Raw genomic sequence first — 20,588 nt, forward strand, 5'->3', positions numbered from 1 at the left:
GCTTACTTTCCTTGAGACTACTGCCTGTTTTGGACGCCGAGCCTTAGGATGCGGGGCTGTTCGCTGACGGCGCATACCCCCCAGCACCGGCATCGCCACGGGCTTAAAAACCCGTGGGGCCGTCCTTTCGGACGGCCCCACAGACATTGGCCCTCGGGCCGCGCGGCGACTACTCGGCCGAAGCGGCCGAGGCCGAGGAGGCGGACGACGCCGAGGAGGCGGAGGAAACGGAACCGGCGGTGCCGGCCTCTCCGGCGGGACGCACGAAGTCGGTCAGGTCGACCTCCTTGCCGTCGCTGTCGGTGACCTTGGCCAGCTCCAGGACCTTGGCGAGCGCCTTGCGGCGGCGGACCTCGCCGACCATCATCGGGACCTGGCCGGCGCCGTCGAGCATCTGCGCGAACTGGTTCGGGTCCATGCCGTACTGGCTGGCCGACTGCACGATGTAGTCGATGAGCTCCGACTGCGCAACGCCGATCTCTTCCTTTTCGGCAATCTTGTCGAGGATGACCTCGTTCTGGAAGGCGCGCTCCGTGTTGGTGCGGACCTCCGCGCGGTGCTCCTCGGTGTCGTGGTCCTCGCCCTCGGTGTGGCCACCCTGCTGGAAGTGCTGCTCGACCTGCTCGGCGACGACGGACTCCGGAACCGGTACCTCGACGAGCTCGACCAGCTTGTCCATGACCAGATCGCGCGCCTGGACGCCCTGCTCGACGAGCTTGCCCTCGGAGGCCTGCTTCGCGAGGTCTTCCTTCAGCTCGGCAATGGTGTCGAATTCGGAGGCGAGCTGGGCGAAGTCGTCGTTGGCCTCGGGAAGCTCGCGCTCCTTGACGGCCTTTACGACAACCTTGACCTGCGCAGTTTCGCCGGCGTGCTCGCCGCCGGCCAGCTTGGTCTCGAAGACGGCGTCCTCGTCGGCCGACAGGCCGACGACGGCCTCGTCCATGCCCTCAAGCATGGTGCCGGAGCCGACCTGGTAGGACAGCCCGGTGGCGGAGTCGACCTCCTCGTCGCCCACGGCCGCGGTCAGGTCCAGGGTGATGAAGTCGTTGTCGGCGACGGGGCGCTCGACGACCTTCAGGGTGCCGAAGCGGCCGCGCAGCTCGTCGAGGGCGGTCTGGACATCGTCGTCGGAGGCCGAAACGGCGTCGACCTGAACCTCGAGGCCGGCGTAGTCGGGAAGTTCGATGGTCGGGCGAACGTCCACCTCGACCTGGAAGACAAGCTGTCCCTCGGCCTTGTCCGGCTGCGGGACCTCGGTGATCTCGACCTCGGGGCGGGAGAGCGGCACAAGCTCGGACTCGGTGATGGCCTGCTGGTAGAAGCCGTTGAGGCCGTCGTTGACGGCGGTCTCAAGCACGTAGCCGCGGCCGACGCGCTGGTCGATCAGACGGTTCGGAACCTTGCCCTTGCGGAAGCCGGGCACCTGGATCTGCTGGGCGATGCTCTTGTAGGCCTCGTCGATGCTCGGCTGGAGTTCCTCGAGGGGAACCTCGACGTTGAGCTTGACCCGGGTCGGGGTGATGTTTTCGACGGCGCTCTTCACAGCGTAGTTCTCCTGTTGTCTGATCGTGGACTGGCTGGGATGTTCTCCCTCGCGATGGACCACCAGGAGGGATCAAGTACTGAGTCGGGGTGACAGGATTTGAACCTGCGACCTCACGCTCCCAAAGCGCGCGCTCTAGCCAAGCTGAGCTACACCCCGATAAGTGCAGATGCCAGTTTACGCAGATAAAAACCCCAACGACTAATCACCGCCGCGCGTGCGCCGCCGCCCGATTCGTGCCGCGGCCGGGCTGGTGCTACTGTTGTTCCTGCGCCGCCGACGTCGGGAACCCGTTCCCGGCATGGCGACCGTTGCGGGGATGTAGCTTAATGGTAAAGCCTCAGTCTTCCAAACTGATTACGCGGGTTCGATTCCCGTCATCCCCTCCGCCAAGCAGGGCCGCGATCCACCGGATCGCGGCCCTTCTTTGTGCCTCGGCCCTCGTGTTGAGCGCTCAGGCGTCCGGCGCCTGGCAGGCAGGGCACCAGTAGAGCTTGCGGCCTCCAAGATCGGCCAGGGAAACCGGCGTGCCGCAGCGGCGGCACGGGAGGCCCTGGCGGCGGTAGACGTAGTGCGCATCGACCGTGTCCGGCGCCGCAGGGGACGCGCGGTCCGGGGCGTTCGTGGTCACGATCCGCCCCTCCCGCACGCCATCCGCCATGGCCGCCGCAATGTCGTCCCAGAGCGCCTCCGCCCGGCCGCGGCCGAGGCTGGAGCCGGGCGTCAGCGGATGCAGGCCACAGCGGAACAGGCACTCGGCGCGGTAGATGTTGCCCACTCCGGCCAAAACGCCCTGGTCCATCAACAGGGTGGCCACGACGGTCGACGTCCGGCCCACGCGGCGGACGAACTCGGCGCGCCCGGCGTCCGGCGCCCCGGGCGCCAGGGGGTCGGGCCCGAGCCGCGACCGGACTGCCGCGGCCTCGTCCGCGGTGAGGACCTCGCACGCGGACGGTCCGCGCAGGTCCGCCCAGCCGTGCGGGGCGACCAGCCGCGCACGGACCTGCCCGACGGGTGGGGGCGGCCCGGCGTAGCCCGCCCCGCCGCCGTCGTCCTCTCCGTAGGTTTCGCGTTCGCCCACGCGGCGCGGCGCTCCGATGCTCGACGCGCCGCGGAACGAGACGTCGCCGCCGAACTCCCATGCCCCATAGAGGCCGAGGTGGACCCGCAGCAACAGGTCGTTGTCGAACCGCAGGAAAAGCTGCTTGCCGTGCGCCCCGGCGCCGGCGAGCACTGCGCCGTCCACGCGTCCCGCGCCCTGCGCGAAGCGTCCCTGCGGACTGGACACGGACAGCCGGCTACCGGCGAACACGTCGTTGAACTGCCGGGCCAAGCGGTGGACGGAATGTCCCTCGGGCATGGCTAGTCGACGATCCGCCCGGTCGTTTCGTACGTGGTGATCTTCCCGATCCTGCGCACGTGGCGCTCGTCGTTGCTGAACGGCTCGGCGAGGAACGCGTCGACGATGGCGGTGGCGTCCTCCAGCGAGTGCTGGCGTCCGCCCACGGCCACAACGTTGGCGTCGTTGTGTTGCCTGGCGAGCCGGGCGGTGTCGAGGCTCCACGCCAACGCCGCGCGGACGCCGGTGACCTTGTTCGCCGCGATCTGCTCGCCGTTGCCGGAACCCCCGAGGACGATGCCCAGGGCGTCGATCCCGCCCGCCTGGTCCGCGATGACGGCGGCGGCGGCGTTGATGCAGAAGGCCGGGTAGTCGTCCTGCGGGTCGTAGGCGCTGGGCCCGTGGTCCACGACGTCGTGGCCCGCAAGCGACAGATGGGCAACGAGGTGGGCGCTGAGCTCGAGTCCGGCGTGGTCGGTGGCAATGTGGATGCGCATATGGGGTCCTAGGCGTTCTGGGGAGCGGGATTCCGGCCACCAGCCTACTCCGCGACCGGCCGCCGCCGGGCCACGTCGCCGACCCTAGCGTCCTGCGGCGTAGCCCTGCATCCCCCGCGGGTTGGCCGCCGCGTAGAGGGAACCGTCCCCGTCGACGCCCACGGCGCACATCCGACCCAGCGACCAGTCCCCCGCGCGGGTGACCCGGTGTCCCCGGCGTTCGAGGCCGGACACGACGGCGTTCCCGAGGCGGTCCTCGACCACCGCGCCGCCCGGCTCCCACGTGCGCGGCCAAAACGAACCGGCGGCCGAGGTCGTGTGGAACATCGGCGCGTCGACGGCCTCCTGCGGCGTGTAGCCGCCGACGATCGTCCGCAGCAGGTAGAGGAGCTGCCACTGGTCCTGCTGGTCTCCCCCGGGCGAACCCAGCGCGGCGACCGGCAAGTCACCGCGGAGGATCATCGTCGGAGTGAGCGTGGTCCGGGGCCTGGCTCCGGGGCGGAGCGCGGAGGGGGACTCCGGGTCGAGCCACGCCATCTGCAGGCGGGTGCCCAGACAGAATCCGAGCCCGGGGACGGTCGGCGAGGACTGCAGCCAACCTCCGGACGGCGTGGCCGCGACCATGTTGCCCCAGCGGTCCACGACGTCGAGGTGGCAGGTGTCGCCGCGGGTCTCCCCGGAGCGGGCAACCGTCGGTTCGCCTACGGTCCCCCGCTCGTGCGCCGCCGTCCCCAACGCATCGAAATACTCCGCCTCCGTCGTCAGCGGCGGGACATAGGCCCTGTGGCCGGGCAGGCTTCCTGGGCGGAAGGCGTGGGAGGCCCCCGGCCCGATCAAGCTGCGCCGCTGGGCCGCGTATTCCTCCGACAGCAGGGCCTCCAGGGGCACCGAGTTCGGAGCCGCGGGGTCCCCGTAGTAGGCGTCCCGGTCGGCCAAGGCCAGCTTGAGGGCCTCCAGGATCGTGTGCGCACCGATCTCGGTGGATGGGTCCAGGCGGTCGTCGTCGAAACCGGCGAGAATCGACAGGGCCTGCAAGAGCATGGGCCCCTGCCCCCACGCGCCGGTCTTCGCCAGCGTCACGCCGCGAAAGGTCAGGGTGGTGGGAGCCTCGAAGGTGGCGCTGAAATCCGCAAAATCTTCGGCGCCGACAACCCCGGCGTGGTCGCCGCCGGTGGAGTGCCGGTGGGGCTTCGCGATGAACTCCGACGCGGCACGCGCAACGAAGCCGGAGCGCCACTCCCGGCGGGCGGCTTCGATGCGGTCGCGGCGGCCCGTGCCGGTGGCGACACCGGGCGCGTCTCCGGACGCCACCAGCCGCTCCAAGGCCTGCGCATACGCGGTATTGCGGACCATCTGGTTCTCCCGCGGTGGCGCTCCGCCGGGCATCCACAGTTCGGCCGAACTGGTCCAGTGGTCCCGGAAGAGTCCGGAGACCGCCGCGATCGTCGAGGCCGCCCGCCCGGAGATCTGGTGCCCGTGGCGGGCGTAGTGGATGGCGTAGGCCAGCACGTCGGCGAGCTCCCACGTGCCTCGTTCCCGCAGGAGCAGCAGCCAGGCGTCCACGGCCCCCGGCACGGCGGCCGCCAGCCCTCCGGATCCCGGCACCATGCCCAGGCCTTCACCCACGAAGTGGTCGATTGTGGCGCGGGTGGGGGCCGGTCCCTGGCCCATCAGGACCTGGGCGCCGCCGCCCTTCGCGCCGACAATGGCGGTCATGTCCCCGCCCGGGCCGTTCAGGTGGGGCTCGACGATGTGTAGGACGAATCCTCCCGCCACCGCCGCGTCGAAGGCGTTCCCCCCACGCTCGAGCACGGACTGGGCGCACGCGCTGGCGATCCAGTGTGTCGAGGACACCATGCCGAAGGAGCCCCTGAGGGTGGGGCGCGTGGTGAATACGGGCGGCGGAGTGAATGCGCTCATGGGCAGAGCCTACTCAGGGCCGCGGCCGGGTCTGGGCGCGGACCGCTCCGAACCGCGGCCCGGCGCGTCGTAGCCGCGCGTGTCGCGGAGCCGGGTGAGAGAATGTGCCTAATGTTCAGGGACCCTTTCACAAGGAGTGCCCTGCACGAACGTCCACGGACACGACACACGGAGGCAACGCCTTGCCAGGACTGAATCTCACCCGCGAAGAGGCCAGCGAGCGCGCGGCGTTGCTGCACGTCGAGGGATACGACGTCGAACTCGACCTCACGAAGGGCGAGCGCACGTTCGGCTCGACGACAACGGTGCGCTTCACCGCGGCCGCGGGCGCCTCGACCTTCATCGACGCGGTGACCGACGCCGTCCATTCGGTCACGCTGAACGGACGCGACCTCGATCCCCAGGACGTCTCGGACGGCCTGCGCATCAGCCTCAACGACCTGTCCGAGGCCAACGAGGTCCGCATCGTGGCGGACGCCCTCTACATGAACACCGGCGAGGGACTCCACCGGTTTGTGGATCCAGTGGACGGCGAGGTCTACCTCTACACGCAGTTCGAGGTGCCGGACGCGCGCCGCATGTTCGCCGTCTTCGAGCAGCCCGACCTCAAGGCGCCATTCAGGTTCACCGTCACCGCGCCGAGCCACTGGGACCTGGTGTCCAATTCCCCCACGCCGGCGCCGTCCGCGGCCGGCGAAGGCGTCGCCGTGTGGGCGTTCGAGCCCACGCTGCCCATGTCCTCCTACGTCACCGCTCTGATCGCCGGGCCCTACGAGTGTGTACGCGACGAACTGACGAGCTCGGACGGGCGGACCATCCCGCTCGGCGTGTTCGCCCGGAAATCGATCATGGAGCACCTCGACGCCGAGAACATCTTCCGCCTCACGAGGCAGGGCTTCGAGTTTTTCGAGAAGCAGTTCGGCACCCCGTACCCGTTCCCGAAGTACGACCAGCTGTTTGTGCCCGAGTTCAACGCGGGCGCCATGGAGAACGCGGGGGCGGTCACTTTCCTGGAGACCTACGTGTTCCGCTCCAAGGTCACCGAGGCCATGGTGGAGCGCAGGGCCATCACCGTGCTGCACGAACTGGCCCACATGTGGTTCGGCGACCTGGTGACCATGCGGTGGTGGAACGACCTCTGGCTCAACGAGTCCTTCGCCGAGTTCATGTCCACCCTGGCGGCAGCCGAGAACACGGAGTTCACGCAGGCGTGGACGACCTTCTCGTCGATGGAGAAGTCGTGGGCCTACCGCCAGGACCAGCTCCCATCCACGCACCCCATCGTGGCGGAGATCCGCGACCTTGAGGACGTGCAGGTGAACTTCGACGGCATCACCTACGCCAAGGGTGCCTCCGTGCTTCGCCAGCTCGTCGCGTGGGTCGGGCAGGAGGAGTTCATGGCCGGCGTGCGCGCGTACTTTAGGAAGCACGCCTGGGCGAACACCGAGTTGGCGGACCTGATGGTGGAACTGGAGTCCGCCAGCGGACGCGACCTCTCCGAATGGAGCCGGCTGTGGCTGGAAACGGCCGGCGTGAACAAGCTGGTTCCACACATCGAGGCGGACGACGCCGGAATCATCACCGAATTCTCGATCGAACAGTCCGCGCCCTCCGACTATCCGACGATCCGCCCCCACCGCCTCGCCGTCGGCTTCTATGATCTCGACGACTCCGGGAAGCTGGTGCGCACGCACCGCGAGGAGCTCGACGTGGCGGGCGAACGCACGGACGTCGTGTCGCTGGTGGGCCTCCGCCGCCCCGAGCTGGTGCTGGTCAACGACGACGATCTCGCCTATGCCAAGATCCGTTTGGATCCGGTTTCCCTCAGGTCGGCGAAGCGCCACCTGAAGGATTTCGCCCACTCGCTTCCCCGCACCCTTGTCTGGGGGGCCGCGTGGGACGCGGCCCGCGACGGCGAGACGGCGGCCAGGGACTATGTGGAACTGGTGCTGCGCAACATCGGCGCGGAATCGGACTCCTCCGTGGTGCTCGTGTTGCTGCGCCAGCTCAGCACGGTGCTGGACTACTACGTTTCGCAGTCCGACCGCTCCGCGATCGCCGAGGCCGCCGCGGACTCACTGTGGTCGCTGGCCGAGGAGGCCCCTGCCGGCTCGGACAGCCAGCTGCAGTTCGCCAAGGCGTTCGCCCTGCGTTCGCGCTCGGCGGCCCAGCTCGAGATCGTCCGGGGCCTCTTCGACGGGACGCGCCCCTTGGAGGGCCTCGAAGTGGACCACGACCTGCGCTGGGAGCTGCTGACCGCGCTGGTCGCCGGCGGCAGCGCCGGGCACGCCGAAATCGATGCGGAGCTCGAGCGCGACCACACGGCGAACGGACAACTCGCCGCCGAGCTTGCGCGGGCCGCGCTGCCGACACCGGAGGGCAAGCGCGCCGCGTGGGAGGCCGTCGTCGCGGGCGGTCAGTTGTCCAACACGCAGCAACGCAGCGCCATCACCGGGTTCCTACGCGTGCACAACCCCACCCTGCTGGCGCCGTTCGCGCCGGAGTATTTCTCCGTGGTGCGCGACGTGTGGGACACCAAGAGCTACGAGATCGCGCAGCAGATCGTCGTGGGGCTGTTCCCGCTGGCCCAGACCTCCGAGGAGACGCTCGCGCTGACCAACGCCTTCCTGACCGACCTTGGCGACGACAGCCCGGCGCTGCGCAGACTGGTCATGGAAAGCCAGGACGCTGTGGTCCGGGCCCTCGCGGCCCAGGCCGCCGACGTCTAGCGCGCGGCCGGTCTAGGATGGCGCCATGAGCCCCAACCTGGACCTGCACAGCTATTCCGTAGACCTTGTCTGGACCGGCGCCCGCGGTGCCGGCACCACTGGGTACCGCGACTACGGTCGCGACCACGTGGTGTCGGCGCGCGGCTTGCCCGACCTGCCCGGTACGGCGGATCCCACGTTCCACGGGGATCGCGACCGCTGGAATCCGGAGCAGCTGCTGCTGGCCGCGTTGGCCCAGTGCCACATGCTGTCCTACCTGCACATCGCGGTGAAGCACGGCCTTGTGGTGACGGGCTACGGCGATGCCGCCGCGGGAACGATGCGGCTCAACCGCGACGGTAGCGGGCAGTTTGTCGAGGCAGTGCTCCACCCGCGGGTGGAGTTGGCCGACGAATCCCAGCGCGGCCTCGCCGATTCGCTGCACGGCGAGGCCAACGGCGTCTGCTTCATCGCGCGCAGCGTGAACTTCCCCGTGCTCCACGAGCCTCACGCGCCCGTCCCCCGCATCGCGACGGACGCGCCGCCGCCGCCGTAGGTTCCCGGGCGACGTCCCGGAGGGCGGCAGGTACGCTTTAAGCGTGGCCGGACTGCCGCCACCGACGGAAGGAAGCCTTGAACAATCCAGCTCAGAATGGTGCCCCATCTCCGCAGGACGGGCTCCTGCCGGCCCCGTCCAACCTCGGACAGCCGATCGGGCAGGCCCGGCTTGTCCCCCGCTCGGTCGGTGGCGTTCCCGCGGCCGAGCCGCGGGCCGGCGGGGCCGAGGACTACGCGGGTTCGTTCTACGCGCAGGTCGGAGGCTCCGAAACGTTCCGCAAGCTGACCGAGCGCTTCTATGCCGGCGTAGCAGCCGATCCGGACTTTCGGGCCATTTACCCGGAGGAGGACCTGCGCCCGGCGGCGATGCGCCTGCAACTTTTCCTGGAGCAGTACTGGGGCGGTCCGACGACCTACAGCGAACGTCGCGGGCATCCCCGGCTGCGGATGCGGCACATGCCGTTCACGGTGGATTCCAAGGCCAGGGACACGTGGCTCCGGCACATGCGCGCCGCAGTGGACTCCCTGGAGCTGCCTCCGTTGCAGGAGGCAACCCTCTGGGACTACTTCGACCGTGCCGCCCACTCGCTGCAGAACGCGGCGGACTAGCCCAGCCGGGCCGCCAGCCGGACCAGGACGTGCCCTCCGGCGGAGCTGAGACGCCTCCACCGTCCGTTCTCGAACAGGACGCTCGTTCCACCGGGCCGCAGGAAGCCCAGCAGTTCCGCGGCGAAGGCCGCCCCGGCCGGCAGGTCGGCATGCCCCGAGGGACTTGACCAGATGCGGCCGCGAACCGTCGCGACCACCGGCTTCCCGGAATGGTCCGGGACCGCGGCGGCCACCGCACGCATCCCCTCGTCCGCAACGGCGCGCAGCGCGTCGTCGTCGTACTCGCCCAGCCGCGACCAGCCCTGCCGCGGCGGGGCCACGCCGGCCCACGACGCCGCGGCCTCTGCCGGCGGAAGCCGCAGCTCCACGGAGTCCCCTCCCATGCGCGCCAGCCGGTCCGTCAGGGCCCCAAGCGGGTACACGGCGTCGACACCGTCCGCCTGGTGGCCCTCCAGCTTGGCAATCCGTAGGCCGAGGATGGTGGGGACGTCGCTGCCCAGAGTGTCGGGATGCAGCACGGGCACGTACACGGCCAGCGCGTCGCCCGCGGCCTGCAGCCTGGCCTCCGCCTCCCCGAGCGTCCGGGCACGGGCCAGGTAGGTGTGTAGATCGGACACGGACTCGTGGTCCGCCAGGACAAGCGATTCGGGCTGCATACCCCCATGCTTTCATTAGCGGCACTCCGCCGCCACAATGGGGCCCGCGCCCGGCTTGATGCGCGGGGCACCGCACGGATACTGTCGATCGACCAGCTTTACTACCGAGGAGTATGCCGTGCAAGATCGCGACACCACCGCCATCCTGACCGACCTGTTGGATCTGGACGGCGACCCCGAGGCGCGCACGGACGAGGACATCTTCATCGGCCGCTCCCCTGACCAGCCCCGCCAGAGGGTTTTTGGCGGACAAGTACTCGGGCAATCGGTTGTGGCGGCGAGCCGCACGGTCGGGGGCGAGCGGCCCGTCCATTCGATGCACGGGTACTTCCTGCGGCCCGGCGACGCCCGCAAGCCGATCACCTTCGGGGTGCAGCGCCTGCGGGACGGACGCTCCTTTTCCGCCCGCCGCGTTCACGCCTACCAGGACGGCGAGCCCATCCTGTCCATGATTGCCTCGTTCCAGGAGCCCGCACTGGGCCTGGAGCACCAGTCCTCCATGCCGGAGGGGATGCCGGACCCCGAAAGCCTGCCGACCACGGCCGACCTGCTGGGGACGTTCGACCATCCCGTGGCGCGGGAGTGGGCCTACAACCGCCCCTTCGACATCCGCTACGTCGACGCGCCGCTGTACATGGACGCGCCCCGGGGCGACGCGGACCGCACGCCGACCAACGCCGTCTGGATGAAGACCTTCGGCCCCATGCCGGACGACCAGGCGCTGCACCGCGCGGCGCTCGCGTACGGCAGCGACTACACGCTGCTGGAGTCGGTCCTTCGCCGGCATGGGCTGCCATGGATCACGCCGGGCATGAGCGTTGCCAGCCTGGACCACGCGATGTGGTGGCACCGGCCGGTTCGCGTCGACGAGTGGCTGCTGTACGTTCAGGAGAGCCCGAGCGCCTCGGGCGCCCGCGGCCTCTGCGAGGGGCGGTTCTACGACGGCTCCGGGCGCCTGGTGGCGACCGTCGCGCAGGAGGGCATGGTGCGCGTCCCGGCCGATGCCCAGGCCCTCGCCGCCGTCGCGTCGCGGCCCGCCGACGGCTCGGCCGACCGGACATAGGGCACGACGCGCAAAGAGCCGGTGGCCGGTCCCGCGGGACCGACCACCGGCTCTATGTTTTGGCGACCCGAAGGGCCGGGCGCGTGCTAGTCGCGGGTCAGGCGCCTGTGGGTCACGCGGTGCGGCTTCGCGGCCTCCGGGCCGAGACGCTCGATCTTGTTCTGCTCGTAGGCCTCGAAGTTGCCTTCGTACCAGTACCAGCTGGCGGGCTCCTCCTCGGTGCCCTCGTAGGACAGGATGTGCGTTGCCACCCGGTCCAGGAACCACCGGTCGTGCGAGACCACAACGGCGCAGCCTGGGAACTCGAGCAGCGCGTTCTCCAGGCTGGACAGCGTCTCGACGTCAAGGTCGTTGGTGGGCTCGTCGAGGAGCAGCAGGTTGCCGCCCTGCTTGAGCGTCAGCGCCAAGTTTAGCCGGTTGCGCTCGCCGCCGGAGAGGACGCCTGCCTTCTTCTGCTGGTCGGGCCCCTTGAAGCCGAAGGCCGAAATGTAGGCGCGCGACGGCATCTCGACGTTGCCGACCTGGATGTAGTCGAGGCCGTCAGAGACAACCTCCCACAGACCCTTCTCCGGATCGATGCCACCGCGGTTTTGGTCGACGTAGGAGATCTTGACGGTTTCGCCGATCTTCAGTTCGCCGTCGTCCAGTGTCTCCATGCCCACGATGGTCTTGAACAGGGTCGACTTGCCGACGCCGTTCGGACCGATGACCCCGACGATGCCGTTGCGGGGCAACGTGAAGGACAGATCCTCGATGAGCACGCGGTCCCCGAAGCCCTTCTTCAGGTCCTTGGCCTCGATCACCACGCTGCCGAGACGCGGGCCCGGCGGGATCTGGATCTCTTCGAAGTCGAGTTTGCGGGTGCTCTCCGCCTCCGCGGCCATCTCCTCGTAACGCGCCAGGCGCGCCTTGGACTTGACCTGGCGGCCCTTGGCGTTGGAACGGACCCAGTCCAGTTCCTCGGAGAGGCGCTTGGCCAGCTTCTGGTCCTTCTTGCCCTGGATTTCGAGGCGCGCGCGCTTCTTCTCCAGGTAGGTCGAGTAGTTTCCCTCGTACGGGTGGAGCTTGCCGCGGTCAACCTCGGCGATCCACTGGGCCACGTGGTCAAGGAAGTACCGGTCGTGGGTCACGGCCAGCACGGCGCCGGGGTAGGCGGTCAGGTGCTGCTCGAGCCAGAGCACGGATTCTGCGTCGAGGTGGTTGGTCGGTTCGTCCAGCAGCAGGAGGTCCGGCTTCTGCAGCAGGAGCTTGCACAGCGCGACGCGCCGGCGCTCGCCACCGGAGAGCACCGTCACGTCGGAATCGCCCGGAGGGCAGCGCAGGGCATCCATCGCCTGCTCGAGCTGGGAGTCGATGTCCCACGCGTCGGCGGCGTCGATGGCTTCCTGCAGCTTGCCCATTTCCTCGAGCAACGCGTCGAAGTCGGCGTCGGGGCTGGACATCTCCTCGGAGATCTGGTTGTACCGGGTGATCTTCTCGTAGATCTCCCCCACGCCCTCCTGCACGTTGCCGAGGACCGTCTTCTCCTCGTTGAGGGGTGGCTCCTGGAGCAGGATGCCCACCGAATAGCCCGGGCTCAGGCGAGCCTCGCCATTCGAGGGGGTGTCGAGCCCCGCCATGATCTTGAGGATCGTCGACTTTCCCGCGCCGTTCGGTCCGACAACACCGATCTTCGCGCCGGGATAGAAGGACATGCTTACGTCGTCGAGTATGACCTTGTCGCCTACGGCCTTGCGGGCCTTGGTCATGGTGTAAATGAATTCCGCCATGCGTCCAAGGCTAGTCGTTGCCGGGCCAAACCCCACATTCACGCGTGGCCCGTCCGTTGGCGGGTGCGGACGGGACCGACGGCGCACGGTGGGAGCGCGCACCGCGTCCCACCGTGCCCGCCCGACGTCAGGCCGCCTCCTGGTCCACCGCGTCGGCGGGATCCAGATCACCCTCCTCCGCCCACGGCACGTCGTGCCCGGACCCGGCCCGGGTATCCCCCGATGTCAGCTCGCCGGTCTCCGTGTCCAGGACCTCTTCCGCCGTGTCCTCGGCCGCGTCCTGCCCGTCCGCGCGCGCCTGACGCGCAAATCTGGTCCGAGCGAACTTGGTGCTCCCCCACGCGAGGTCGTGGCCGATGGAGTCGGCCTCCAGCTCCACGAAGGTGGTGTTCGTTCCGTCCTCGCGCCTCCACTTCTTCACCTTCAGGTGGCCCGTGACGACCACTGGCTCACCCTGGTGGACGCAGGCAAGGACGTTGCGGGCGAGCTCCCGGAAGGCCTTGACGGTGAACCAGTTGGTGTGGCCGTCCCGCCATTCGCCCGTCTCGCGGTCCCGGACCCGCTCGGTGGTCCCGATCCGGAAGCTGGATATCACCAGCGCATCGTTTGCGATGGTCTGTTCGGGTTGCGTGGCGACGAATCCACTCACCGTGATGCGTTCCTTCATGCTGTCCTCCATGCTGGCCGTGTGTCCAAGGCGTTGTTGCCTTGGCCCCAGTCTCGGCCGGGGCCTCCATGCTCCGCGGGGAACCGGCGGCAACTGTGGACAACATCGGGCGCCGTCAGGGTCCGGGCGGCCTGTGGAGCAGGAGTGAGCGGCCACTCCCGACGCCTTCGGCCGGGCCCGCGGGCACGTGCGTTCGAAGCATGCATAGAATGGACGAGCGCCACACCGGCGCACGCCTCCGTAGCTCAGTTGGATAGAGCAGCAGCCTTCTAATCTGCCGGTCGCGCGTTCGAATCGCGCCGGGGGCACTCGCGCGGACCGAACCTCCGTGGTCGGTACACTTGGCGCCACGCCCACACAACATAGCCTGGCGCCCGTCCGGATCGGGCGCATACATAGGATGGCGTTATGACGAAGTCCTCCAACACAGCCGCCATCGAGCGCGCCACCGGGATCGCCTGGAGCGACTGGATGGAACACCTGGACGAGCTCGGAGGACGGACCTTGCCGCACCGGGACCTCGCCAAGCACGCCTACACGCGGCTCGCGGACCTCGAGGGCAACATGGGCTGGTGGGCACAGGGGGTGGCGGTCGCGTACGAGCAGGAAATCGGCCGCCGCGAACCGGGGCAAAGCTGCGACGGCGCCTTTCAGGTGGGAGTCTCCAAGACCTACCGCGGGACCATGGACGACGCGCTCGCGGCCTGGTCGGACCTCGTGGGGGGTCTGGAGGAGTTCGGCGGCGTCCCCGTGGACAAGGAACCCACCACCAGCGCGACGGAGAAGTGGCGCTACTGGCGCGTCCCCCTCGCCGACGGCAGCAGGGTCAGCCTGGACATCTGCGACTCCGCGCCGGGCAAGTCCCGCATGGGAATCAACCACACGAAGCTTGATTCGCCCGCGGCGGCAGAGCACTGGCGTTCCGCCTGGAAAGAAATCTTCGCCCGCCTGTAGCACGCCCCCCCCCCCCCCCAGATCCCGCACGACGCAGCCAGCCCCAGGAGGCAACCGGTGCCCGCAACCACCCGTGCACGCACCGTCGGGACGACGGCGTGGCGCAACGCAGTCTTTTCGGTGTTCGCCCTTTCGGGCCTGGGGTTTGCCACCTGGGTTTCCCGGATCCCGGCGGTCCGCGACGGCATGTCCCTGTCCACCTCGACGATCGGTCTCCTGCTCTTCGGGCTGGCCGCCGGATCGATCTTCGGGCTCGCCTTGGCCCCCGCCGCGCTGGCGCGGTTGGGGAGTAGAAGGGCGCTGCTTTACGCCATGCTGGCCATGGCGGCGTCGACGGTCGCCTTGGGGCTCGCCGCGGGAGTCCTCGCGTCGCCCGCCCTGACGGCAGCGGTCCTGGTGGTCTTCGGATTCGCCTTCAGCGTGAACGACGTTCTGATGAACGTGGAGGGCTCCGACGTCGAAAAGGCGCTCGGGAGAACCGTGCTGCCGATGATGCACGCCTTTTCAGCCTCGGAACCATCGCGGGAGCCCTGGTGGGGTCCATCGCCGCCGGCTGGTCCATTCCCGTAGCGGCGCATTTCGCCGCTCTCGGGCTAGTGATGGCCGCCGTCGCTGCCGTCACCGTGCGCTCGATACCACTCCCCACGGGCACCCCCGCCGCCCGCGCACCGCAGCGCGGCCACACGGGCCCAATCGGCGCGCGGCTGGCCGCGCGCCTGTCCGATGCCGGCGTCCTGGCCCGCGACCCGCAGTTGCTGCTCCTGGGTTTGCTTGTCATCGGCATGGCCTTCGCGGAGGGCGCCGCCAACGACTGGCTGCCGCTCGCAGCGGTGGACGGCCACGGCTTCGACAACGCGACGGGGGCACTGGTCTACGGCACCTTCGTGGCCGCCATGACACTCGGCCGGGCGACCGGAGGGCCGCTGATCGACCGCCTTGGCCGCACCGTGGTCCTGGCCGGAATGGCGTCGGTCGGCATCGTCGGCATCATCCTGTTCATTGTCACGGACACCCCGTGGGTCGCCTTCGTCGCGGCGGCGCTCTGGGGCGTCGGCGGCTCCCTGGGGTTCCCCGTGGGGATCTCCGCGGCGGCCGACCACCCAACGAACGCCGCCAGGCGCGTCAGCATGGTCTCGATCTTCGGCTACACGGCTTTCCTCGTGGGGCCGCCCGTGCTCGGTCTGCTCGGCGAGGAGTGGGGCATCCTCAACGCGTTCTACTTCGTGGCCGCCATGCTGGCCATCTCGCTGCTGGTGAACCGCCCGGCGACCCGACCGCGCTAGGCGGGCGGCGGGGCCCCGCGCCGACGGCGGGGCCCTTCCCGCTACACGTTCCGGGCAATCCACTCCCGGATCGGGACGTCGCCGTCCCTGAAGTTCAGCGTGCGTCCGGCGGTGGCGGGATCCGCCAGGGCCTCCGCGACAACCAGTGCAACGTTGGCCCGCGAGGTGTCCGACGGCGCGCCCCGCTCCGTGTCGGCATCGGTGACGTGCCCGGTGGCCGGCTGCGCGGTGAGCCGCCCGGGCCCCAGAATGGTCCAGTCAAGGCTGGAGGCACGGAGGTGCTCGTCGGCGGCGATCTTCGAGGCCTGGTAGGGGTAGAACGGATCGTCCAGGGGCACGAGTTGGCTGACGTCCGCTTGGGCAAAGGAGACCATAATGAAGCGCCGGACCCCGGTCGACTGGGCCGCGTTCGCCGTGCGGATGGCCGCGTCGCGATCCACGGCATAGGTCCGTTCCGGATCACCGCCACCGGCACCGGCGGACCAGACCACGGCGTCGTGCCCAGAAAGCGCCTCGGCGATCTCCTCGGTGGAGGCGTGCTCGATGTCCAGCACCAGCGCACGGGCGCCCGACGCCTCCACGTCGGCCACGTGGTCCGGATTCCGGACGACGCCTGTCACGGTGTCCCCGCGGTTGGCAAGCTCGCGCGCAAGCAGCAGGGCAATTTTTCCGTGCGCGCCGATGACGATGACGTTCATGGGGTCCTCCGTTGTGGTCGGGTCGATTTCCAGTCCACTCTATGCCCGGCGGATTTGACGCGGGACCCCCGTTCACCTAAACTTGAAACATCAACTTATTGCGGATCCTTTCCGCACCACCGCAGATCCAAGGAGACGCACATGACGAAGATCGCCATCATCACCGGCAGCACCCGTCCGGGACGCAACAACAGCGGAGTTGCCGAGTGGGTCCTGGCCCAGGCGCAGCTGCGCAGTGACGCGGAGTTCGAACTCGTCGACATCGCCGACTTCTCCCTGCCGCTGCTCGACGAGGCCTACCCGGCCGCTTACCAGAACTACCAGAACGCCCACACGGTGGCATGGTCCGCCAAGATCGCGGAGTTCGATGGCTACGTCTTCATCACCCCCGAGTACAACCACAGCGTCGCCCCGGCGCTCGCCAACGCACTGTCCTACCTGAACGCCGAGTTCGCGAACAAGGCGGCCGGCATCGTGTCCTATGGCTCCGCCATGGGCGTGCGCGCCGCCGAGCACCTTCGCGGCATCCTGTCCGAGCTCCAGATCGCCCACGTGCAGAAGACGGGCATGTTCAGCCTGTTCACCGACTTCGAGAACTTCTCGGTGTTCAAGCCGACGGAGCTTTCGGCCGCCACGCTGCCCCCCGTGCTCGACCAGCTGGTGCCCTGGACGAAGGCACTCGAGGACGTGCGCGCAGCCGCGTCGGTGTCGGCCTAGGAGAACCCGGGTGCCCGCCGGCCGGCGGGCACCCCCATGGGGCCGGCGCGCGGAACGTCCCGCGGGACTCCGCGCGCCGGCCCCGCGCATGTCCCGGGGCCCGGGGGCCCTTGCTAGTGCCCGAACGCCATCGGATCCACGGCCGGCGAGCCGGTGCCGTCGAGCGCGTCGATGGACTCCATCTCCGCGGCGCTCAGCTCGAATCCAAACACGTCGATGTTCTCGGCCATGCGGACCGGATCGGTCGTCTTGGGGATCGGCACGACCCCGTGCTGGACATGCCACCGCAGGACCGCCTGTGCCGGCGTGACGGAGTGGGCCCGGGCCGCGGCCAGGACGGGCTCGGCCCGCAGCGCCCCTCCCTTGCCCAGCGGGCTCCACGCCTCGGTGACGATGCCGTGTTCGGCGTGGAAGGCACGCTCCGCATCGCGGACCCACCACGGGCTGAGCTGGATCTGGTTTACGTCCGGCACCACCCCGGTCGCCTCGATCAATTCGCCGAGCTGCGGGGGCGTGAAGTTCGACGTGCCGATGGCGCGGACCTTGCCCGCCTCCAAGAGCTTCACGAGACCGCGCCACGCCTCCACGTAGCGGCCCTCCCGCGGATTGGGCCAGTGGATCAGCAGGAGGTCGATGTAGTCCAGGCCCAGCCGCGTGGCACTGTGGTCCCAGGTGGTCCGGACGCCGTCCACCGAGTGCCACTCGCTGTTGAACTTGGTGGTGACGAAAAGCTCCGCGCGCGGAGCCCCGCAGCGCGCCAGCCCCTGACCCACGCCCTCCTCGTTGTGGTAGTTCTCGGCGGTGTCGATGAGCCGATACCCGGCCTCGACCGCGTGCACGACTGCTGCGCCGGCCTCGGCGTCGTCCATCGGGTGGGTGCCGAGACCGATCGCTGGCATGGCGGCGCCATTGGTGAGCTGCAACAGGGGCACGGATGCTGGGTTCGCTGACATGGGAACATGCTACGCGCCCGCCCGGTCCCGGCAACCCGGCCACCCCGCCTATTCGTCCGCCGGCGATAGGCTGGAGGGATGACCCACAACAATGCCGCCGCCGCACTCGGCCCGCGCCCCTGGCCCGACGGCGAGACGGTCGTCGTTGACGCGATCCTGTTCGACCTGGACGGGACGCTGATCGATTCCACCGAAGCCACCGAGAAGTGCTGGCGCGAATGGGCGCGCCGTTTGGAACTCGGCGAGTACGGGGAACACCCGCACGGCGTCCCGGCCCGCGACGTGGTCGCCCAGCACGTGGAGCCGGCCCGCCGCGAGGAGGCGCTCAGGCTGATCGTCGAACTCGAGGTGGCGGAGACCGACGGCATCCACATCAAGGACGGCGTCCGCGAACTCCTGGACGGCCTGCCCGCCGAGCGGTGGGCGATCGTCACATCCTGCACCGCGGCCCTCGCCGCCACGCGCATGCACGCGGTAGGGATCGTCCCGCCCACGGTCATGGTCACGGCCGACGACGTCGAGGACGGAAAGCCGGACCCCGAGGGCTATGTCGCCGCCGCCCGCCGCCTCGGCGTGGAGCCGAGCCGATGCCTCGTGGTGGAAGACGCGCCCGCGGGCGTCACCGCCGGAAACGCCTCCGGGGCATGGTCGCTTGCCGTCGAGGGCACGTACCCGCGGGGCGACTTGGCGGCCGGGGCCGTCGTGGGCTCCCTGGGAACGGTTGCCGTGGAGCAACGCCCAGACGGGACGCTGTCCGTCCGGAGCCGGTCCGAGCCGGCGGCCGGAGAATCCGGCGCCTAGGCGTCGCCCCGGAATGCCTGCATCTGCCGGAGCCTGCGCTCGAGGCTGTCCTTGCGCTGGCGGTCTCCCCCGGCGGTCAGCTCGATGTGCCTCTGCCCGAATCGCCACAGGAGCACGTCGTCCAGCAAGCGGTCCGGTCCCGGCGAGTACCGATGGTCCAGCGCCTGTCGGACCTTGGTGATGGCCTCGGCATCCAGCAGTCCGGCGAGCTGGGTTGTTGTGGTCAGCCCGTGGGCCGCGAGCAGTTCGGCGGCCCAGCCCCAGTCGTCGTCCGTCTTGCGGTCCACGTGCGGGAGCAGGGTCTGCCAGACTTCGCGGATCCTCTCCGGTTCCAGCGGCACGGCGCCGCCGCCCTCCTCGTTCCAATAGGCCGTGACCGCCCGGTAGCGCTCGTAAAGCTCGGAGAAGGTGGATTCGACCGCCTCGAGCATCGCCGCGGTGGCGGTGAACTGGCGGTCCAGGTACGGGCTCCAGGCCCGTTGGTCGACATTCTTGAAGCGTATGTCGTGCTCGATCTCGCTCCACGCGTGCGCAAGAATCGTGCGGATCTGGACCTCAAAGACGAAGTTGCCCGTGGTGCGCACGTTTTCGCCCAGGGACCCCTGGTACTTCTTGACGACGTCGTTCTGGCGCGTGCGCAGGATCAGGTGGCGGCTCGAGTACCCGTAGGTCCCCGACTCGACGGAGCCGATGTCCTTCTCGCGGTCCGCGCGGCAGTCGAATTCGTTGCGCCGGCGCTTGATGAGGTTCGCGGCCTCCCGGACCTCGTGGGGCAGGCTCACGATCACGCGCACGCCCACCAGGTCGTGCAGATCCCGCAAAGGGTTGGGGAACTCGAGCAGGGGCAACCCGCCCGGTTCGGACGGTTCGAGCATCCTGGATGCCTTGTCGCGGAACGAGGCGACGCTCTTGGTCCGGGCAGCGATGAACAGCGGCTGGACCTCCGAGTCGGCGAAGATCTCCTGGATTCGGTCGCGCACGTCCTCGGTGACCTGCGTCAGCAGCGGGCGCACCCTAGTGTATTCAGCGGCGCTCTCCTCGACGCCGGCGCGCAGCCGATCGTCCAAGCGCTCCCATAATGTGCCCAAAGTCCAGACATCCCCTCGCGTGGTGTATCGCCGGATTCTCTCCGGCAACACTAGCAACTACGCTCCGGGGCGGAGCTACGCCCGCCCCGCCGACGCCAGCAGCCGGAGCACTTCTTCCTCGGAAGTCTGAGCGAAGTCGTCGAAGGCGGCCCCCACCGCCGTCATGCCCGGCGGCTCGTAGAGCACCACCGCCGCGTCGACCACGGGCTCCAGGTGGCGGCGCGTCGGGCCGAGCGCGACGGGAACGGCCGCGACGACGGACGCCGGGCGTCCGGAACGCACCGCCTGGACGGCCGCCATCATCGTGGATCCGGTGGCGAGGCCGTCGTCGACCAGTATGGCGGTCTTGCCTGCGACGTCCGCTGCCAGGCGGCCGGCGCGGAAGAGCCCTTCCCGGCGGCGCAACTCCGGCAGCTGCGCCGCGACGGCGGATTGAAACTGCTCGTCGTCGGCTTGCCGCGGATTCCGGTAGACCGCGGTGGAGCCTCCGAAGGTCGCCAGGGCGCCCAGCGCATACTCCTCGTACCCCCGGGCCGATACCTTGCGGACAACCACCGCCTCCAGCGGCACCCCGCCCAGTCTCGCCACCTCGCCGGCCACCACCACGCCACCGCGGGCCAAGCCCAACACAACGGTGGGGCCCGGACGGCCGGCGCCGGCCGCCTCGCGGCCGTCGGTCGCGAGGAATCCCAGCCGCTGCAGTTCGGCCGCCAGCTTCCGCCCCGCGTCTGCCCGGTCCCTGAATCTCCGCATGCACCAACTTTC

The 20,588-nt window shown here is 69.4% G+C and carries 20 protein-coding genes and 3 tRNA genes; 11 read left to right on the forward strand and 12 right to left on the reverse strand.

The genetic code is table 11. From position 1 onward, the window contains the following. Positions 1 to 169: 169 nt before the first annotated feature. Complete coding sequence (tig, locus tag AC3ZJJ_RS06835; RefSeq protein WP_489894789.1) at positions 170 to 1,543, reverse strand: trigger factor; 1,374 nt, start codon at positions 1,541 to 1,543, stop codon at positions 170 to 172. A gap of 84 nt (positions 1,544 to 1,627) precedes the next feature. Next, positions 1,628 to 1,702: transfer RNA gene (locus tag AC3ZJJ_RS06840), tRNA-Pro, on the reverse strand. Between the two features lie 156 nt (positions 1,703 to 1,858). Between AC3ZJJ_RS06840 and AC3ZJJ_RS06845 the strand changes: the two genes are divergently transcribed. Then, positions 1,859 to 1,929 (forward strand) — tRNA-Gly (locus tag AC3ZJJ_RS06845). A gap of 68 nt (positions 1,930 to 1,997) precedes the next feature. Here AC3ZJJ_RS06845 and AC3ZJJ_RS06850 read toward each other — a convergent pair. From AC3ZJJ_RS06850 to AC3ZJJ_RS06860, 3 genes are all read right to left on the reverse strand, one after another. Then, positions 1,998 to 2,903: an Fpg/Nei family DNA glycosylase gene (locus AC3ZJJ_RS06850; RefSeq protein WP_489894791.1), complete on the reverse strand. Its 906-nt coding sequence runs from the start codon at positions 2,901 to 2,903 to the stop codon at positions 1,998 to 2,000. A 2-nt stretch (positions 2,904 to 2,905) separates the two neighbouring features. After that, positions 2,906 to 3,379, reverse strand: coding sequence for a ribose-5-phosphate isomerase (locus AC3ZJJ_RS06855; RefSeq protein ID WP_489894793.1), 474 nt, complete (start codon positions 3,377 to 3,379; stop codon positions 2,906 to 2,908). A gap of 84 nt (positions 3,380 to 3,463) precedes the next feature. Beyond that, entirely contained in the window at positions 3,464 to 5,299 is a 1,836-nt protein-coding gene (locus AC3ZJJ_RS06860) for a gamma-glutamyltransferase family protein (RefSeq protein WP_489894796.1), read from the reverse strand. A gap of 182 nt (positions 5,300 to 5,481) precedes the next feature. Here AC3ZJJ_RS06860 and pepN point away from each other — a divergent pair, with 182 nt between their 5' ends. From pepN to AC3ZJJ_RS06875, 3 genes are all read left to right on the forward strand, one after another. Continuing rightward, complete coding sequence (gene pepN, locus AC3ZJJ_RS06865) at positions 5,482 to 8,028, forward strand: aminopeptidase N (protein WP_489894799.1); 2,547 nt, start codon at positions 5,482 to 5,484, stop codon at positions 8,026 to 8,028. 25 nt (positions 8,029 to 8,053) lie between these two features. Continuing rightward, entirely contained in the window at positions 8,054 to 8,563 is a 510-nt protein-coding gene (locus AC3ZJJ_RS06870; RefSeq protein ID WP_489894801.1) for an OsmC family protein, read from the forward strand. A 284-nt stretch (positions 8,564 to 8,847) separates the two neighbouring features. Next, entirely contained in the window at positions 8,848 to 9,174 is a 327-nt protein-coding gene (locus AC3ZJJ_RS06875) for a globin domain-containing protein (protein WP_489895729.1), read from the forward strand. On the opposite strand, the gene AC3ZJJ_RS06880 is transcribed toward AC3ZJJ_RS06875, so the two are convergent. Next, a complete protein-coding gene (locus tag AC3ZJJ_RS06880; RefSeq protein WP_489894803.1) occupies positions 9,171 to 9,830 on the reverse strand; it encodes a DUF8185 domain-containing protein in 660 nt (219 codons plus the stop codon). The genes AC3ZJJ_RS06875 and AC3ZJJ_RS06880 overlap by 4 nt on opposite strands. Before the next feature lie 118 nt (positions 9,831 to 9,948). On the opposite strand from AC3ZJJ_RS06880, the gene AC3ZJJ_RS06885 reads away from it, so the two are divergent. Then, the gene (locus AC3ZJJ_RS06885; protein ID WP_489894805.1) at positions 9,949 to 10,893 is read left to right on the forward strand and encodes an acyl-CoA thioesterase; all 945 of its coding nucleotides are present in this window, start codon (positions 9,949 to 9,951) and stop codon (positions 10,891 to 10,893) included. Between the two features lie 86 nt (positions 10,894 to 10,979). On the opposite strand, the gene ettA is transcribed toward AC3ZJJ_RS06885, so the two are convergent. Both ettA and AC3ZJJ_RS06895 read right to left on the reverse strand, forming a co-directional pair. After that, on the reverse strand, positions 10,980 to 12,662 hold the full coding sequence (gene ettA, locus AC3ZJJ_RS06890; RefSeq protein ID WP_489894807.1) for an energy-dependent translational throttle protein EttA: 1,683 nt from the start codon (positions 12,660 to 12,662) through the stop codon (positions 10,980 to 10,982). 127 nt (positions 12,663 to 12,789) lie between these two features. Beyond that, entirely contained in the window at positions 12,790 to 13,329 is a 540-nt protein-coding gene (locus tag AC3ZJJ_RS06895; protein ID WP_489894809.1) for a single-stranded DNA-binding protein, read from the reverse strand. Positions 13,330 to 13,563: 234 nt separating this feature from the next. Here AC3ZJJ_RS06895 and AC3ZJJ_RS06900 point away from each other — a divergent pair. The 4 genes from AC3ZJJ_RS06900 to AC3ZJJ_RS06915 all read left to right on the forward strand — a co-directional run bounded on the left by AC3ZJJ_RS06900 (position 13,564) and on the right by AC3ZJJ_RS06915 (position 15,566). Then, positions 13,564 to 13,637 (forward strand) — tRNA-Arg (locus AC3ZJJ_RS06900). A 100-nt stretch (positions 13,638 to 13,737) separates the two neighbouring features. Further along, complete coding sequence (locus tag AC3ZJJ_RS06905; protein WP_489894812.1) at positions 13,738 to 14,283, forward strand: hypothetical protein; 546 nt, start codon at positions 13,738 to 13,740, stop codon at positions 14,281 to 14,283. Between the two features lie 57 nt (positions 14,284 to 14,340). Further along, complete coding sequence (locus AC3ZJJ_RS06910) at positions 14,341 to 14,853, forward strand: hypothetical protein (protein WP_489894814.1); 513 nt, start codon at positions 14,341 to 14,343, stop codon at positions 14,851 to 14,853. Next, entirely contained in the window at positions 14,817 to 15,566 is a 750-nt protein-coding gene (locus tag AC3ZJJ_RS06915) for an MFS transporter (RefSeq protein WP_489894816.1), read from the forward strand. Before AC3ZJJ_RS06910 ends, AC3ZJJ_RS06915 begins: the two co-directional genes overlap by 37 nt. Positions 15,567 to 15,607: 41 nt before the next feature. On the opposite strand, the gene AC3ZJJ_RS06920 is transcribed toward AC3ZJJ_RS06915, so the two are convergent. Continuing rightward, positions 15,608 to 16,264 carry an SDR family oxidoreductase gene (locus tag AC3ZJJ_RS06920; protein ID WP_489894818.1) on the reverse strand — a complete coding sequence of 219 codons (657 nt, stop codon included), beginning with the start codon at positions 16,262 to 16,264 and terminating at the stop codon, positions 15,608 to 15,610. Between the two features lie 141 nt (positions 16,265 to 16,405). Between AC3ZJJ_RS06920 and AC3ZJJ_RS06925 the strand changes: the two genes are divergently transcribed. After that, positions 16,406 to 16,981 carry an NADPH-dependent FMN reductase gene (locus AC3ZJJ_RS06925; RefSeq protein ID WP_489894820.1) on the forward strand — a complete coding sequence of 192 codons (576 nt, stop codon included), beginning with the start codon at positions 16,406 to 16,408 and terminating at the stop codon, positions 16,979 to 16,981. Positions 16,982 to 17,094: 113 nt separating this feature from the next. On the opposite strand, the gene AC3ZJJ_RS06930 is transcribed toward AC3ZJJ_RS06925, so the two are convergent. Continuing rightward, complete coding sequence (locus tag AC3ZJJ_RS06930; RefSeq protein ID WP_489894822.1) at positions 17,095 to 17,934, reverse strand: aldo/keto reductase; 840 nt, start codon at positions 17,932 to 17,934, stop codon at positions 17,095 to 17,097. Between the two features lie 78 nt (positions 17,935 to 18,012). Between AC3ZJJ_RS06930 and AC3ZJJ_RS06935 the strand changes: the two genes are divergently transcribed. Continuing rightward, positions 18,013 to 18,735, forward strand: coding sequence for an HAD-IA family hydrolase (locus tag AC3ZJJ_RS06935; protein ID WP_489894824.1), 723 nt, complete (start codon positions 18,013 to 18,015; stop codon positions 18,733 to 18,735). On the opposite strand, the gene AC3ZJJ_RS06940 is transcribed toward AC3ZJJ_RS06935, so the two are convergent. Beyond that, positions 18,732 to 19,823: a GTP pyrophosphokinase gene (locus tag AC3ZJJ_RS06940; RefSeq protein ID WP_489894827.1), complete on the reverse strand. Its 1,092-nt coding sequence runs from the start codon at positions 19,821 to 19,823 to the stop codon at positions 18,732 to 18,734. The two genes, AC3ZJJ_RS06935 and AC3ZJJ_RS06940, sit on opposite strands and share 4 nt — an antisense overlap. Before the next feature lie 75 nt (positions 19,824 to 19,898). Then, entirely contained in the window at positions 19,899 to 20,576 is a 678-nt protein-coding gene (locus AC3ZJJ_RS06945; RefSeq protein WP_489894829.1) for a phosphoribosyltransferase, read from the reverse strand. Positions 20,577 to 20,588 lie beyond the last annotated feature (12 nt).

It is taken from the genome of Arthrobacter sp. AOP29-A2-19, assembly GCF_058138025.1.